Genomic DNA, 13,586 nt, shown 5'->3' on the forward strand with positions numbered 1-13,586 from the left:
GAGGGGCACGAGGTGTCCGGACGTGAAGCGCAGCAGTCCGGACACCTCGTGCCCCTCCGACCCGTCACCGCACCCGACAGCCCCGCGCAGCGGCCCGGCGCCGCAGGCGCGTAACACGAACCCCTACGGCGGGGCAGCCGACAACGCGGGAAACGCGCCAAGCGCCAAGCGTCACCGCTTGGCGTGGCGCCCCCGCGTCTGCGATCGCCCCGTGGGCACCGGCGTGGGCGCCGTCGCCGACGCCGCCGGCTCCTTCTTGCCCTTGGCGCGCGCCCGCAGGAACTCGATGACGACCGGCACCACGGAGATGAGCACGATCGCCACGAGGATCAGCTCGATGTGCTTGTGCACGAACTCGACGTTGCCCAGCGCGGCGCCCAGCAGCGTCACGCCGGCGCCCCACAGCGTCCCGCCGATGATGTTGAAGATGATGAAGGAGCGGTACTGCATCCGGCTCACGCCCGCGATGATCGGCGTGAACGTCCGCACGATCGGGACGAACCGGGCCAGGATCAGCGACTTCGGACCGTGCTTCTCGAAGAAGGCGTGCGCCTTCTCGACGTTCTCCTGCTTGAAGAGGCGGGAGTCGGGCCGCTTGAAGAGCGAGGGGCCGACCTTGCGGCCGAAGAGGTATCCGGCCTGGTCACCCAGGACGGCCGCCAGCACCACCAGCGCACACACCATCCACAGCGGCTTGTCGATCTTGTTCGTCGTCACCATCAGGCCGGTGGTGAACAGCAGCGAGTCCCCGGGCAGGAAGAAACCGATCAGCAGCCCCGACTCCGCGAACACGATGAGCAGGACGCCGATCAGGCCGAATGTCGTGATCAAGTAGTCCGAGTTCAGCCACTGGGGGCCGAGCGCGAGAGTATTCACGGGGTGAAAGCTCCTGGGTCGAGGGCGCCCGGCTCGCGCGGCGCGGCGAGCGGAAGCGAGGGGTGCAGGCGCAGTGTGCGGCCCAAAGCTATCAACGGACTATGACGTCCCGTGGTTCCAGGAGCACCCCCGGCCATGGCCTCCCGGGCCGCCCCCGCCCCGCCTCGACGCCGGCCGCCGACCCCCACCCGACCGCCCCCGAGCGCTGGCCGCTCCGGCCGCCCCGGGTGATCCTGACCGCAAGGACAGGAGGTGCGGACCATGGGCATCGAGGAGTACGGCGGCGGACAGCACGAGCAGTCCGACGTCCTGGTGGTGACGACCAACGACGTGCCGGGGTTTCACGTGAAACAAGTGATCGGCGAGGTCTTCGGCCTCACCGTGCGCTCCCGGCACCTCGGCAGCCAGATCGGCGCGGGCCTGAAGTCGATGATCGGCGGTGAGCTGCGCGGTCTGACCAAGACCCTCGTCCAGACCCGCAACCAGGCCATGGAACGCCTGGTGGAGCAGGCCCGCTCCCGCGGCGCCAACGCCGTGCTCATGTTCCGCTTCGACGTCACCGAGGCCGCCGACGTCGGCACCGAGGTCTGCGCCTACGGCACGGCCGTGGTGCTGGAACCCCAGGGCTGACCGCGACCGGCTCCGCGGGGCGCCCCCGCGTCCGCACCGTCGCTCCGGCGGACCCGGCGGCCCGGCCCACCGAACAGCTCGCTCCCACTCCCCCGTCGGTCATCGGTACGCGCGTCACGATGGCTCCTCACGCCGCGTGAGGTGCAGGTCCGGATCCTGAAAAGCGGCGAGGCGCCGGGTCCGCGGGTGAGATCCTCCGCGCATGCTCGGAATAACGGATCTGTCCACGTACCTGGCGGGCCTCGCCCTGATCATCCTGCTGCCGGGGCCGAATTCGCTGTACGTCGTCTCGGTCGCCGCCCGGCGGGGCCGTCGGGTGGCGTACCGGGCGGCGGCGGGCGTGCTGTGCGGTGACACGGTGCTGATGACGCTGTCCGCGGGCGGGGTGGCCTCGCTGCTGAAGGCCAGCCCGCTGCTGTTCGGCCTCGTGAAGTTCGCCGGCGCGGGCTATCTGACGTGGCTGGCCGTCGGGATGCTGCGCGGCGCGTGGTCCCTGTGGCGCGGCGGCCGGGCGTCCGGCAAGGCCCTGCGGAGCGCGACGCCGGAGCAGGCGGCCGGAGCGGCACCGGCGGCTGCGGCGACCCCGGCGGAGAACGGGGCCGCCCCGAAGGTCGAGCGGCCGTTCCGCCGCGCGTTCGTGGTCAGCCTGCTCAACCCGAAGGCGATCTTGTTCTTCATCTCCTTCTTCGTGCAGTTCGTGGACCCCTCCTACGCCCACCCGGTGCTGTCGTTCGTGGCGCTCGGCGCCTGGGCGCAGCTCTTCAGCTTCAGCTACCTCTCGCTGCTGATCTTCAGCGGGACGTTCCTGGCGGCCACCTTCCGCCGCCGCAAGCGCCTGACCGCCGGCCTGTCCGCCGGCGCCGGCGCCGCCTTCCTCGGCTTCGCCGCCAAGCTGTCGCTGGCCAGCGCGAGCTGACCGGTACGGGCCGGGTCCACGGGGCCCGGCCCGGCCGCGCTTCCACCGGGGGAACCCTGGAGGCCGTTCGCACCTTATGCCCTTATTGTCGGGTTCCAGGAGGTGCGTCCATGCCGCTGCACGACGTCAACGTCGCCGTCATCTACTACTCGTCGACCGGCACCGTCGCCGAGATGGCCCGGCTGATCGCCGACGCCGCCGAGCACGCGGGCGCCGACGTACGGCTGCGCCGGGTCGCCGAGCTCGCCCCGCAGTCCGCCATCGACTCCAACCCCGCCTGGGCCGCCAACGTCACCGCCACCGCCGACATCCTGGAGGCGACCCACGACGACATCCTCTGGGCGGACGCGGTGCTCTTCGGCACCCCCACCCGCTTCGGCAATGTGACGTCCCAGCTCAAGCAGTTCATGGACACCCTGGGCGGCCTCTGGCAGCAGGGTCGGCTGGCCGACAAGGTCTACAGCGGCTTCACCGCCACCCAGTCCAAGCACGGCGGCCAGGAGTCCACCCTCCTCGCGCTCTACCACACCGTCCACCACTTCGGCGGCATCCTCATCACCCCCGGTTACACGGACCCGGTGAAGTTCGCCGACGGCAACCCCTACGGCACCTCGCACGTCGGCGGCCCGGAAACCCTGGTCGACGCCGACGCCCGCAGTGCCGCCCGCGTCCAGGCGGAGCGGGTGGTGAAGTTCACGAAGGCCATCAAAGCCGGCCTGGCCGCCACGAGTTGAGAGAAGGCCGCAGCCGATGACCCTGCACAAAGGCGGCTCCGAACGGGAGCCCCGGCGCCGCACCCACCCGGTCAACCCCTTCTACGGCGAGGCCGACCCGGTCGCCGGGATGGAGACCTCTCCCCCGCGGCACACCCTCCCCGCGGGCCCCATCTCCCCGCACACCGCCTACCAGTTCGTCCACGACGAACTGATGCTGGACGGCAACGCCCGGCTCAACCTCGCCACCTTCGTCACCACCTGGATGGAGCCGCAGGCCGACGTCCTGATGTCGGAGTGCCAGGCCAAGAACATGATCGACAAGGACGAGTACCCGCGCACCGCCGAACTGGAACGGCGCTGCGTGGCGATGCTCGCCCACCTCTGGCACGCCCCCGACCCGTCCGCCGCCATGGGCTGCTCCACCACCGGCTCCAGCGAAGCCTGCATGCTCGCCGGCATGGCCCTCAAGCGCCGCTGGGCCCGGCGCAACCCCGACCGCTATCCCGGCACCGCCCGCCCCAACCTCGTCATGGGCGCCAACGTCCAGGTCTGCTGGGAGAAGTTCTGCAACTTCTGGGAGGTGGAGACCCGCCAGGTCCCCATGGAGGGCGACCGCTTCCACCTGGACGCGGACTCCGCCACCGCGCTCTGCGACGAGAACACCATCGGTGTCGTCGCCGTCCTGGGCTCGACCTTCGACGGCTCCTACGAGCCGGTGGCGGAGATCTGCACCGCCCTCGACGCGCTCCAGGAGCGCACCGGCCTGGACGTCCCCGTCCACGTGGACGGCGCGTCCGGCGGCATGATCGCACCGTTCCTCGACCCCGACCTGCTGTGGGACTTCCGCCTCCCCCGGGTCGCCTCCATCAACACCTCCGGCCACAAGTACGGCCTGGTCTACCCCGGCGTCGGCTGGGCGCTCTGGCGCGACCAGGACGCGCTCCCCGAGGAGCTGGTCTTCCGCGTCAACTACCTGGGCGGCGACATGCCGACCTTCGCCCTCAACTTCTCCCGCCCCGGCGCCCAGGTCGCCGCCCAGTACTACACCTTCCTCCGGCTGGGCCGGGAGGGCTTCCGCGCCGTCCAGCAGGCCACCCGCGACGTGGCCGGCTCGATGGCCGAACGGATCGGCGCGCTGGGCGACTTCCGTCTGCTCACCCAGGGCGACCAGCTGCCGGTCTTCGCCTTCACCACCGCCGACGACGTCACGTCCTTCGACGTCTTCGACGTGTCCCGGCGACTGCGGGAGCGCGGCTGGCTGGTCCCCGCCTACACCTTCCCGCCCAACCGCCAGGACCTCTCCGTCCTCCGGGTGGTCTGCCGCAACGGCTTCTCGCTGGACCTGGCCGACAGCTTCCTGGCCGACCTGGAGCAGCTGCTCCCCGAACTCCGCCGACAGCCCGCCCCGTTGGACCGCCCGGAGAACATCGCCACCGCCTTCCACCACTGACGACCGACCGCGGGTCCCGGACGCCACCGGGGACGCCGCCCGCGGCCCTCAGCCGGCGTCGTCGGGCCCGTCCTCGCCGTCGGCGGCCTCCGGTGCCCGGGCGGCGTCCCGCGGCGCGTAGGGGTTCTCCTGGCCGTCCGCGAGCACCCCCACGAACGGCTCCCCCTCGCCGGCGAAGACATACGCCCCGCCCTCGATCCGCTCGATCAGCCCGCGGGTCCACTCCGCGCCGCTGTCCGCCGCGTGCACCCACATGTGCATGATCTCCCCGATGTGGCCGAGCTGTCCGGGCCCGCCCTCGGGCGTGTAGTACGAGGTGACCGTGGCCCGCCACTCCGCGAGCGCCCGCACCCGCTCCTTGAGCAGTGCCACCGCCTCGTCCCGCGGCAGATCGACGATGAAGCCGATCCCGGCGCTGAGCAGGTCGGTCTTCGGGTCGCGCTGCACCAGCGCCGCCCGCAGCAGCCGGAAGTACTCCTCCTCGCCCGCCGGCGTCAGCTCGTACTCGGTGCGTGGCGGACCGCCGGCGGTGCTCGGCGCGATGTCGTGGGCGCGCAGCAGCCCCTGCTTGTCCATCTGCTTGAGCGCGTGGTAGATGGACCCCGGCTTGGCGTTGGACCACTCGTGCGCGCCCCAGAACTCCAGGTCGTTGCGGACCTGATAGCCGTGCGCCCGACCGTGCTGCCGCACGGCCCCCAGCACCAGCAGCCGGATCGCCGACATCGCCACCTCAATCCCGGCACGCATCCCGCACGCGGCCTGCCGCCAGACTAGGGCCTGTCGCCGTGCCAGGGCCCGCCGCCGGCTACCCCTGCGCCCCCTTGCGCTCCTCGTCCGCCAGGGCGACGGCCGTCTTGCCGTCCAGGGACTCCCGGACGATGTCGGCGTGGCCGGCGTGCCGGGCGAACTCCTCGATCAGGTGCAGCACCAGCCACCGCATCGACTGCCGGGCGTCCTTCGGGAACCACGGGGCCGGCGGCAGCGGGAAGGTGTCGTCCAGGCTCGGCACGGAGCGGATGAACTTCTCCGTCTCGGCCGCGGCCTCCTCCCAGAGCTCCAGCATTCCCGCGGCGGTCTCGCCGTCCTGCAGCTGGAAGCCCAGGAGCCACTCGCTCTCGCTGGGCCGCTCGCCGAGATCCCGCTGCTGCGCGATGGCCAGCCAGTTCCGTTCGACCTGCTGGGCGTGCTTGAGCAGCCCGCCCAGCGACAGGTCGCTGGCGCTCGGCCGCTGCTTGGTCTGCTCGTCGGTCAGCCCCAGGACGGCCCGGCGCAGCCCGCCGCGCTGCGCCTCCAGGAAGGCCAGCAGCGCACCGCGCTCGTCGCCGTGGGCCTCGGCCAGAACATGAGCGGGCATGGGTTCCACCTTTCATCACGCCGGCGGCAGGGCACCGCGGGCCGGCCGGTACCGAACCGTCCGGCCGCTTCGACTCCACCCACGCTACGGATCGCCTAGGACAGCAGGTGTCCTAGATCCGGACGGACTTGTCGTCCGCCGCACCGGATGACGCCCGCCTCACAGCGAGAACGGCGACCGCTCGTGCTGGATGGACACCCACTTCTGGGTCGTGAACGCCTCGACCGTGGACTCGCCGTTCAACCGCCCGGTCCCGGAGAACTTCTCCCCGCCGAACGCCACCTGCGGCTCGTCGTGGACCGTTCCGTCGTTGACGTGGATCATGCCGGTCACGATCCGTTGGGCGATCCGCACCCCGCGCTCCACATTGGCGGTGTGCACCGCCCCGCTGAGTCCGTACGGGGTGTCATTGGCGATCCGCACCGCCTCTTCCTCGCCGTCGAACGGCACCAACAGGGCCACCGGCCCGAACAGTTCCTGGCCGTGCAGCGCGGAGTCCGCCGGCAGCCCGGCCAGCACGCTGGGCTCGACGAGGTTGCCCTCCGTACGGCCGCGGAGCAGCGGCGTGGCCCCCTCGGCTATCGCCCGGTCGACCACCGAGGTCAGCGCCTCCGCCTGGAAGGTGTTGATCAGCGGCCCGATCTGGGTGCGCGGATCGCGCGGGTCACCGGTCCGCAGCGCCGCCACCTTGGCCACGAACTTCTCGGTGAACTCGGCCTCCACCGCGCGGTCCAGCAGCACCCTGTTGGCCGCCATGCAGACCTGCCCCTGATAGACGAACCGGCTGAAGACCGCGGCCTCCACCGCGTAGTCCACGTCGGCGTCGTCCATCACGATCAGCGCGCTGTTGCCGCTGAGTTCGAGGATCACCCGCTTGAAGTGCCCGGCGCTGACCGCCGCGACGTGCCGGCCGACCTTGTCCGACCCGGCGAACGAGATCACCCGCGGCACCGGGTGCTCGATCAGCGCGTCCCCGATCTCCGCGATGTCGGTGATCAGCACGTTGAGCAGCCCGGCCGGCAGCCCCGCGTCCTGGAACAGCTTGGCGATCAGGCCGCCGCCGGTGATGGGGGCGTTCTGGTTGGGCTTGATGACCACCGCGTTGCCCAGCGCCAGCGCCGGCGCCACGGACTTCATCGAGATCAGGAACGGGAAGTTGAACGGGCTGATCACCCCGATGACCCCGGCCGGCTGGGTGTAGACGCGGTTCTCCTTGCCGTCCACCGGCGACGGCAGTATCCGCCCCTGCGGACGCAACGCCAGCTGGATCGCCTCGCGGACGAACTCCTTGGCGAGCCGGACCTCGTACGCGGCCTTGATCCGGGTGCCGCCCAGTTCGAGGACGAGCGCCTCGACGATCTCCTCCTCGCGCTCCTCGATCAGCCGCAGCAGCCGCTCGGTGACCTGCCGCCGGTCGTAGGGGTTGCGCAGCGCCCAGTCCCGCTGCGCCCGCTCGGCGGCGCGGTAGGCCGCATCGACCTGGTCCACGCCGGCGACCGTGATCGACGCCAGCTTCTCCTGGTCGTAGGGGTTGAAATCGATGATGTCCCACGAGCCACTGCCGGCCCGCCACTCACCGTCGATGAACTGGCAGGCCAGGTCTGCGAAGATGGACATGGCATCCCTACTCTGTGCGGCACTGCTCTGCGGGGGGGCTGATCCAGCGTCATCCTACTGCTGGGTCACGTGAGTTGGAGCAGACCACGCAAGAGATCCCGGGTTTCGGCAGGGTCCGGACTGTCCTCCTGGAGCCGCTCCATCGCCCGCTCGTACTGCGCGACCTCCTCCGGCTTGTCCACGTAGAGGGCGCTGGTGAGCTGCTCCAGATAGACGACGTCGGAGAGATCGGACTCCGGGAAGCGCAGCATGGTGAACGCACCGCTCTCCCCCGCGTGCCCGCCGAAGTTGAACGGCATCACCTGGAGCCGCACATTGGGCCGCTCCGAGATGTCGATCAGATGCTTCAACTGCCCGCGCATCACGGACCGTCCACCATAGGGGCGGCGCAGCGCGGCCTCGTCCAGGACGCAGTGCAGCTGCGGTGCCCGTTCCGATATCAGCAGCTTCTGCCGCTCCTGGCGCAGCGCGACCCGTCGCTGGATCTCGGCGGCCGGCGCACCCGGCATGCCGCGGGAGACGACGGCGTGTGCGTACTCCTCCGTCTGCAACAGACCGTGGACGAACTGGACTTCGTAGACCCGCAGGAGGGAGGCGGCCCCCTCCAGACCCACATACGTCTGGAACCAACCGGGGAGCACATCGCTGTAACTGTGCCACCAGCCCGCGACGTTCGCCTCCTTGGCCAGCCCGAGCAACGCCTCGCGTTCCTGCTCGTCGCTCACGCCGTAGAGCGTGAGCAGATCTGCGACATCGCGTGCCTTGAAGCTCACCCTGCCCAACTCCATGCGGCTGATCTTCGATTCGGACGCACGGATCGAGTAGCCGGCCGCTTCACGGGTTATCCCGCGCGATTCACGCAGCCGACGGAGCTGGGATCCGAGCAGGATCCGCCGCACCACCGACCCGCCCGACTCACTTGCGGACACCTCTCTGACCCTCCTGTGACCCCACCCCGTCCAACAGTGGAAGCGCAGTCTGCCATGTTCAGGCTTCGTTCAGTGCTCATCTGGTTACTGATATGTGCGGCCCCCGCAAGCCCTCCACAAGAAATCACAGGAAGAATACGGTGCTTATGCGCCCACCCCCACGCAATCACGTCAGCTGCACGTGCATCTGCCCTTGCATCTGCCCTACGCATTGGGAACCATAGGCATCGCACGCATGCACGCTCGTGAAAGATCCGCCAGATCCGGCTGACCTGCCTGGGTCATGACGTCCGCGAACGCCAGGAGTGCCTCGCATGGGGACCAAGGTTTCGACCATGCTCGACTTCGAGCCGTTATGGCAGGACTTTCCTCCCGTCGACCCCTTGGCCGTCTCCGGATCCGTGTCCTGCCCGCTCCCGCCGCGCTACGAATCGGTCGGCGGCGCCCGGAAGTTCACCCGCGAAACGCTCACCGGTTGGGGCCTGGAGGAACTCTTCGACGGCGTCGGCCTGGTGGTCTCCGAACTCGTCACCAACGCCCTGCGGCACGCGGTCCTGGCCGCCCCGGAACACCCGGAATTCGGCGCGGACTTCATGGACGGCTGTCTGCCCGCCCGACTCCATCTGATGCGCTGGTCCTCCCGCCTGGTCTGTGCGGTACGGGACCCCAGCGACGCCTCACCGGAGGCCGGCGAGGCGGACTCCGTCGCCGAATCGGGCCGCGGGCTCTATCTGGTGGAGTCCTTCAGCGACAGCTGGGGCTGGCACCGGCTGCCCGGTGGCCGGCACGGCAAGATCGTGTGGGCCCTCTTCCGGCTGCCGTGACGGCCGGCCCGTCGTGGCCACCCGCCCCATACGCCGGGCGCCCGCTCTTCGCGGGCGCCCGTTTTTTCGTATGCGGGCCCACAGGGCCGGAGCCCGGGGCCGCGGTGCGCTCAGTCCCGCACCAGGTGGTCGAACTCCCCGTCCTTGACGCCCAGCAGCATCGCCTCGACCTCGGCCGGCGTGTAGACCAGCGCCGGGCCGTCCGGGAAACGGGAGTTGCGGACCGCGATGTCACCGCCGGGCAGCTTCGCGAACTCCACGCAGGACCCCTGGGAATTGCTGTGCCGGCTCTTCTGCCATGTCACGTCACGGAGATCCGTTGCGGCCATGCCGTTGTATGCGTGGGGCACAGGGCTCTCCCGGTGGTGAACGCGGTGATAAATGGTGTCAACTGCCCGGGATCATAGCTGCGTTCACATGCGGATGCATGCGCAGATGCACGTGCACGACAGGGGGTGCCGGGCCGGTCACATTTTGTTGAGCACCTTCCCCAAAGCTTCCGTCACAATCGACCGCCAGCCGCCGCCCATGATGCGGTGCGCCTGCACCTGGTACGGGTCGTCCGGGTCGAAGCCCTCGTGGACGAGGAAGAGACGTGTGCCACGTCCTTCGGGTTCCAAGATCCAGGTGATGGTCCAGTCGGCGCGGTTGCCCTGGCCCTCGTCGGCATCCTGCCAGCGCAGCCGCAGCATCCGCTCCGCCTCGAAGTCGACGACCTCGGCGACGACCGTGCCGGAGAAGTTGCTGTTCGGCCGGGGCAGCGTCCGCATCTCGTAGCAGTGGCCGACCTCCAGTCGGAAGTCGCCCGGCATCATCCACTGGGCGATCAGTTCCGGCTCGGTCAGCGCCCGCCAGACCCTGGCCGGCGAGTGCGGCAGGAAGTGGTCGAGGCGGATCGTCGTCGCGTCCGCCGGGTCGTCGTCGAGGGCCGGGAAGTCATCGGTGTTCATTGCGCCTCTTCGTGGGGGATGCGGTCGAGCAGTTCGCCCAGGCTCGCGAGCTTCGCGCGCCAGAACCGCTCGTAGGGTCCGAGCCAGTCCTGCACCTCACTGAGCGGGGCCGCCTCCAGGCGGTAGATCCGCTGCCGGCCGGCCCGCTGCTCGCTCACCAGCCCGGCCTGGCGCAGCACCTTCAGATGCTCGGACAGGCTCGGCCGACTCATCGCGAAGTGGTCGGCCAGCCGCTGGACGGGCTGCGGCCCGTCGTCCCGCAGCAGGCGGAGCACCTCGCGCCGGGTGGCGTTGGCGAGCGCCGCGAAGACCCGGTCCTGGTCCGGTGCGGACAGGGCGGTGCGCGGCGGTACAGGAGTGGCGTTCACACCCCCAAAATACGTAGGAGATTCCCTACTCGTCAAACGTAGGGAATCTCCTACTGATCGCGGATGCGGTCGCGACCGGGGCCCGCTCGCGCGGTGTCGTCACCGCGCGGCGTACGGCAGCAGCGCCATCTCCCGGGCGTTCTTGATCGCGCGGGCCAGCTGCCGCTGCTGCTGGGCGGTGACCCGGGTGACCCGGCGGCTGCGGATCTTGCCGCGGTCCGAGATGAACTTCCGCAGCAGATCGGTGTCCTTGTAGTCGATGTACGTGATGCCCGCCGCGTCGAGCGGGTTGGGGCGGGGGGCGGCCTTACGCCGCACGTCGTTCCGTCGGGGCATGGCGGAGGTTCCTTACTGAGGGCGGAGGGTCCGGTTCCGGGCGGAGAAACGGCCGGTTCACGGCGGTGAGCGGTACGGACCGCGGATCACGGCACCGGCGTGCGGCGCGGCGTCACGACACCGGGTCGAGCAGTTCGTCGAAGGCCGGCGGCAGGCCCTTCCAGGCCGTCGGACCGCCCGCGTACTCGGCGTCGGTGAGCAGACAGGACTCCAACAGGGCGCGCAGCCCGTCGCGGTCCAGGCCGGGCGAGGTGAAGACCAGGTGCTGGCCCCGGTCGCCGTGTTCGGGGTGCCAGTCCAGCGCGGCGGCGGCCCGGCGCATCGGCGGCACCATCTCCCAGGCGGCGTCCGGCAGCGCGGCCAGCCACGGCCCGGCGTTCTCCACGCACAGCGCGCCGCCCGCGGCGTCCCAGGACAGCAGCGTGTCCGGCCGGTCGGCCAGCCAGAACCGGCCCCGGCTGCGCGCCGCCGCGCACGAGAGGTCCTCCAGTGCCGCGTACAGCCGCTCGGGGTGGAAGGGCCGGGCGCCGCGCCAGACGAGCGTGGCCACGCCGGCCGCCTCGGCCTCCTGCGGCAGCAGCGCGCACGCCGGGTGCTGCCGGCCCGCGGCGGCCGCCACGTCGAAGCCGGCCAGCGCGGCGGCGGCCAACTCCACCGAGTCCACGGCCACTTGGCGCGCCATCGGGTGCAGCTGCGCCAGCAGCGCGCGGTCGGCGTCGTCGGCGGGCTCCTCCCCCGTGGCCAGCGCCAGCACCGGCGCGTACTCCAGCTGCCGCGCCCAGGTGTCGGCGACCGTCCGCTGGTCGGAGGCGGCGGCCGCCAGCCCGACCTCGGCCAGGTCGTCGCCGTTGGCGAGGCAGGGCAGCAGCAGCGCCGGATCGACCGCGGTGATCACACCGGTCAGCTCCAGGTCGTCGCCCCCGTGCGAGGTGATCACCTCGGCCATCGCCTTCGGCTCGACCGAGTCCCACAGCTCGACGATCGCCAGCCGGCAGGTCCGTCCCGCGGCCAGCCGCGCCAGCTCGGGCACCAGGTCCTCGCGCAGTGCGCAGCAGGCGCAGTCGTTGACCAGCGGCGCCTCGCCGGTGTCCAGCGTGCCGCCGGCGTCGCGGACGGTGCGCCGCACCGTGCCGTCGACCGCGGAGGCCAGGTCGTGGTGGAGGGCGACGCTGCCGGGGACGGTCTCCAGCAACCGCTCGACGGCGGCCCGCCGGGCGTCCGCGTGCAGCCCGCCCACCAGCACGACGCTCAGCCGCTGCATCAGCGGGCCCCGCGCCTGCCGTAGCGGCGCTCGAACCGCTCGACCCGGCCGGCGGTGTCCAGCACCCGGGCGGTGCCCGTGTAGAAGGGGTGGCTCGCCGAGGAGATCTCGACGTCGACGACGGGATAGGTGTTCCCGTCCTCCCATTCCACCGTCTTGTCGCTGGTCATGGTCGAGCGGGTGAGGAAGGCGAAGTCGCCGGCCCGGTCGCGGAAGACGACCGGCCCGTAGGCGGGGTGGATTCCGGGCTTCATCGGGCTCAGCGCTCCTCTCGGAAGGTGACGTGCCGACCGGCGACCGGGTCGTACTTGCGCAGTTCCAGGCGGTCGGGGTCGTTACGGCGGTTCTTGCGGGTGACGTAGGTGAACCCGGTGCCGGCGGTGGACCGGAGCTTGATGACCGGGCGGAGTTCGTTGCGAGCCATACGGGTAGTATACGCAAATGGTTTCCATTTTCAATAAGCCCTTGGAGGGCCCGACCACCGGAGGGACCGCACCATGTCCGCCCACTGCCAGCTGACCGGCCGCGCGCCGGGCTTCGGCAAGACCGTCTCCCACTCGCACCGCCGCACCTCCCGGCGCTTCGACCCGAACATCCAGCGCAAGCGCTACTGGCTGGAGAGCGAGGGGAGGCACGTCCGGCTGCCCCTGAGCGCCAAGGGGATCAAGACCGTCGACACGATCGGCATCGAGGCCGCCGTCGTCCGCATCCGCGCCCGAGGGGGGAAGGTCTGATGGCCAAGAAGAGCAAGATCGCCAAGAACGAGCGGCGGCGCGCCACGGTGGCCCGCTACGCCGCCCGCCGAGCCCTCCTGAAGGCCGTGATCCGCGACCCGCACACCTCCGACGAGGAGCGCGGCGCGGCCCGCCGGGAGCTCTCCCGCCAGCCACGGGACGCCAGCGCCACCCGCGTCCGCAACCGCGACAGCATCGACGGCCGCCCGCGCGGCTACCTCGGCGCCTTCGGCCTCTCCCGGATCAACCTCCGCGAGCAGGCGCACAAGGGCCACCTGCCGGGGGTCACCAAGTCCAGCTGGTGACCCCCGCCCCGGCCGCCCGTCCCGGGCACGCCCCCTGGACCGGGCGGCCGGGCCGTTCGGGTCATACTGGACGGACCTCCGCAGGCACCCCGACGAAATCGAGACCCCATGCTGCGCAACGCCCTGGAGCCCTGGCACCTGATCCTGATCGTGGCCGTCCTCGTGCTGGTCTTCGGTTCCAAGAAGCTCCCCGACATGGCGCGCGGCCTGGGCCGCTCCATGCGGATCCTGAAGTCGGAGGCCAAGGCCCTCAAGGACGAGCGCGCCACCGAGTCCACCGGCGCGGAGCAGCCCGCCGGCCACTGACCCGGCCCGGCGCG

At 70.9% G+C, this 13,586-nt stretch carries 20 protein-coding genes; 8 read left to right on the top strand and 12 right to left on the bottom strand.

Translation table 11 applies throughout. The annotated features are described in order from the left end of the window. Positions 1–171: 171 nt before the first annotated feature. Entirely contained in the window at positions 172–876 is a 705-nt protein-coding gene (locus tag SNOUR_RS18335; protein ID WP_067348466.1) for a DedA family protein, read from the bottom strand. Between the two features lie 261 nt (positions 877–1,137). Between SNOUR_RS18335 and SNOUR_RS18340 the strand changes: the two genes are divergently transcribed. The 4 genes from SNOUR_RS18340 to gad all read left to right on the top strand — a co-directional run bounded on the left by SNOUR_RS18340 (position 1,138) and on the right by gad (position 4,588). Further along, complete coding sequence (locus tag SNOUR_RS18340) at positions 1,138–1,506, top strand: YbjQ family protein (protein ID WP_067348468.1); 369 nt, start codon at positions 1,138–1,140, stop codon at positions 1,504–1,506. Positions 1,507–1,708: 202 nt separating this feature from the next. Further along, on the top strand, positions 1,709–2,422 hold the full coding sequence (leuE, locus tag SNOUR_RS18345; RefSeq protein ID WP_067348470.1) for a leucine efflux protein LeuE: 714 nt from the start codon (positions 1,709–1,711) through the stop codon (positions 2,420–2,422). Positions 2,423–2,532: 110 nt separating this feature from the next. Next, positions 2,533–3,156 carry an NAD(P)H:quinone oxidoreductase gene (gene wrbA, locus SNOUR_RS18350; RefSeq protein WP_067348472.1) on the top strand — a complete coding sequence of 208 codons (624 nt, stop codon included), beginning with the start codon at positions 2,533–2,535 and terminating at the stop codon, positions 3,154–3,156. Positions 3,157–3,172: 16 nt separating this feature from the next. After that, the gene (gene gad, locus SNOUR_RS18355; RefSeq protein WP_067348475.1) at positions 3,173–4,588 is read left to right on the top strand and encodes a glutamate decarboxylase; all 1,416 of its coding nucleotides are present in this window, start codon (positions 3,173–3,175) and stop codon (positions 4,586–4,588) included. Between the two features lie 48 nt (positions 4,589–4,636). Here gad and SNOUR_RS18360 read toward each other — a convergent pair whose 3' ends face one another. From SNOUR_RS18360 to SNOUR_RS18375, 4 genes are all read right to left on the bottom strand, one after another. Further along, positions 4,637–5,311: a PadR family transcriptional regulator gene (locus tag SNOUR_RS18360; protein ID WP_067348477.1), complete on the bottom strand. Its 675-nt coding sequence runs from the start codon at positions 5,309–5,311 to the stop codon at positions 4,637–4,639. Positions 5,312–5,393: 82 nt separating this feature from the next. Beyond that, positions 5,394–5,942, bottom strand: coding sequence for a DinB family protein (locus tag SNOUR_RS18365; protein WP_067348480.1), 549 nt, complete (start codon positions 5,940–5,942; stop codon positions 5,394–5,396). Positions 5,943–6,101: 159 nt separating this feature from the next. Further along, the gene (locus SNOUR_RS18370) at positions 6,102–7,559 is read right to left on the bottom strand and encodes an aldehyde dehydrogenase family protein (protein ID WP_067348482.1); all 1,458 of its coding nucleotides are present in this window, start codon (positions 7,557–7,559) and stop codon (positions 6,102–6,104) included. Positions 7,560–7,624: 65 nt separating this feature from the next. Then, positions 7,625–8,488, bottom strand: a complete 864-nt coding sequence (locus tag SNOUR_RS18375; protein WP_039634200.1) for a Sco1979 family transcriptional regulator — start codon at positions 8,486–8,488, stop codon at positions 7,625–7,627. A gap of 314 nt (positions 8,489–8,802) precedes the next feature. Here SNOUR_RS18375 and SNOUR_RS18380 point away from each other — a divergent pair, with 314 nt between their 5' ends. Continuing rightward, a complete protein-coding gene (locus SNOUR_RS18380; protein WP_067348485.1) occupies positions 8,803–9,312 on the top strand; it encodes an ATP-binding protein in 510 nt (169 codons plus the stop codon). A gap of 110 nt (positions 9,313–9,422) precedes the next feature. Here the strand turns inward: SNOUR_RS18380 and SNOUR_RS18385 are convergent, their stop codons facing one another. From SNOUR_RS18385 to rpmG, 7 genes are all read right to left on the bottom strand, one after another. Further along, positions 9,423–9,662, bottom strand: coding sequence for a DUF397 domain-containing protein (locus SNOUR_RS18385; RefSeq protein WP_039634203.1), 240 nt, complete (start codon positions 9,660–9,662; stop codon positions 9,423–9,425). 117 nt (positions 9,663–9,779) lie between these two features. Further along, positions 9,780–10,262, bottom strand: coding sequence for an SRPBCC family protein (locus SNOUR_RS18390; protein WP_067348488.1), 483 nt, complete (start codon positions 10,260–10,262; stop codon positions 9,780–9,782). After that, a complete protein-coding gene (locus tag SNOUR_RS18395; protein ID WP_312632707.1) occupies positions 10,259–10,630 on the bottom strand; it encodes a metalloregulator ArsR/SmtB family transcription factor in 372 nt (123 codons plus the stop codon). The genes SNOUR_RS18390 and SNOUR_RS18395 overlap by 4 nt, the downstream gene beginning before the upstream one ends. A 99-nt stretch (positions 10,631–10,729) precedes the next feature. Next, positions 10,730–10,966 (bottom strand): 30S ribosomal protein S18, encoded by a 237-nt coding sequence (gene rpsR, locus SNOUR_RS18400; protein ID WP_067348491.1) that lies wholly within the window; start codon positions 10,964–10,966, stop codon positions 10,730–10,732. Positions 10,967–11,078: 112 nt separating this feature from the next. After that, on the bottom strand, positions 11,079–12,227 hold the full coding sequence (locus SNOUR_RS18405; protein ID WP_067348493.1) for a CobW family GTP-binding protein: 1,149 nt from the start codon (positions 12,225–12,227) through the stop codon (positions 11,079–11,081). After that, positions 12,227–12,481, bottom strand: a complete 255-nt coding sequence (locus SNOUR_RS18410; protein ID WP_039634210.1) for a type B 50S ribosomal protein L31 — start codon at positions 12,479–12,481, stop codon at positions 12,227–12,229. Before SNOUR_RS18410 ends, SNOUR_RS18405 begins: the two co-directional genes overlap by 1 nt. A 5-nt stretch (positions 12,482–12,486) precedes the next feature. Continuing rightward, the gene (rpmG, locus tag SNOUR_RS18415; RefSeq protein ID WP_039634212.1) at positions 12,487–12,651 is read right to left on the bottom strand and encodes a 50S ribosomal protein L33; all 165 of its coding nucleotides are present in this window, start codon (positions 12,649–12,651) and stop codon (positions 12,487–12,489) included. A 73-nt stretch (positions 12,652–12,724) separates the two neighbouring features. Between rpmG and rpmB the strand changes: the two genes are divergently transcribed. The 3 genes from rpmB (at position 12,725) to tatA (ending at position 13,572) form a co-directional block, all read left to right on the top strand. Next, the gene (gene rpmB, locus SNOUR_RS18420) at positions 12,725–12,961 is read left to right on the top strand and encodes a 50S ribosomal protein L28 (protein WP_067348495.1); all 237 of its coding nucleotides are present in this window, start codon (positions 12,725–12,727) and stop codon (positions 12,959–12,961) included. Beyond that, positions 12,961–13,266 carry a 30S ribosomal protein S14 gene (rpsN, locus tag SNOUR_RS18425; protein WP_067348498.1) on the top strand — a complete coding sequence of 102 codons (306 nt, stop codon included), beginning with the start codon at positions 12,961–12,963 and terminating at the stop codon, positions 13,264–13,266. The genes rpmB and rpsN overlap by 1 nt, the downstream gene beginning before the upstream one ends. A 108-nt stretch (positions 13,267–13,374) precedes the next feature. Beyond that, a complete protein-coding gene (gene tatA / locus SNOUR_RS18430) occupies positions 13,375–13,572 on the top strand; it encodes a Sec-independent protein translocase subunit TatA (protein WP_067348501.1) in 198 nt (65 codons plus the stop codon). Positions 13,573–13,586: the final 14 nt, after the last annotated feature.

The sequence above is a fragment of the Streptomyces noursei ATCC 11455 genome, assembly GCF_001704275.1.
GTDB classification, from domain to species: domain Bacteria; phylum Actinomycetota; class Actinomycetes; order Streptomycetales; family Streptomycetaceae; genus Streptomyces; species Streptomyces noursei.

Bases quoted from the DNA above. Each gene is read 5' to 3' on its own strand.
- SNOUR_RS18340 (WP_067348468.1), top strand. From the start codon at position 1,138: ATGGGCATCGAGGAGTACGGCGGCGGACAGCACGAGCAGTCCGACGTC.
- leuE (WP_067348470.1), top strand. From the start codon at position 1,709: ATGCTCGGAATAACGGATCTGTCCACGTACCTGGCGGGCCTCGCCCTG.
- wrbA (WP_067348472.1), top strand. From the start codon at position 2,533: ATGCCGCTGCACGACGTCAACGTCGCCGTCATCTACTACTCGTCGACC.
- gad (WP_067348475.1), top strand. From the start codon at position 3,173: ATGACCCTGCACAAAGGCGGCTCCGAACGGGAGCCCCGGCGCCGCACC.
- SNOUR_RS18360 (WP_067348477.1), bottom strand. From the start codon at position 5,311: ATGTCGGCGATCCGGCTGCTGGTGCTGGGGGCCGTGCGGCAGCACGGT.
- SNOUR_RS18365 (WP_067348480.1), bottom strand. From the start codon at position 5,942: ATGCCCGCTCATGTTCTGGCCGAGGCCCACGGCGACGAGCGCGGTGCG.
- SNOUR_RS18370 (WP_067348482.1), bottom strand. From the start codon at position 7,559: ATGTCCATCTTCGCAGACCTGGCCTGCCAGTTCATCGACGGTGAGTGG.
- SNOUR_RS18380 (WP_067348485.1), top strand. From the start codon at position 8,803: ATGGGGACCAAGGTTTCGACCATGCTCGACTTCGAGCCGTTATGGCAG.
- SNOUR_RS18390 (WP_067348488.1), bottom strand. From the start codon at position 10,262: ATGAACACCGATGACTTCCCGGCCCTCGACGACGACCCGGCGGACGCG.
- rpsR (WP_067348491.1), bottom strand. From the start codon at position 10,966: ATGCCCCGACGGAACGACGTGCGGCGTAAGGCCGCCCCCCGCCCCAAC.
- SNOUR_RS18405 (WP_067348493.1), bottom strand. From the start codon at position 12,227: ATGCAGCGGCTGAGCGTCGTGCTGGTGGGCGGGCTGCACGCGGACGCC.
- SNOUR_RS18410 (WP_039634210.1), bottom strand. From the start codon at position 12,481: ATGAAGCCCGGAATCCACCCCGCCTACGGGCCGGTCGTCTTCCGCGAC.
- rpmG (WP_039634212.1), bottom strand. From the start codon at position 12,651: ATGGCTCGCAACGAACTCCGCCCGGTCATCAAGCTCCGGTCCACCGCC.
- rpmB (WP_067348495.1), top strand. From the start codon at position 12,725: ATGTCCGCCCACTGCCAGCTGACCGGCCGCGCGCCGGGCTTCGGCAAG.
- rpsN (WP_067348498.1), top strand. From the start codon at position 12,961: ATGGCCAAGAAGAGCAAGATCGCCAAGAACGAGCGGCGGCGCGCCACG.
- tatA (WP_067348501.1), top strand. From the start codon at position 13,375: ATGCTGCGCAACGCCCTGGAGCCCTGGCACCTGATCCTGATCGTGGCC.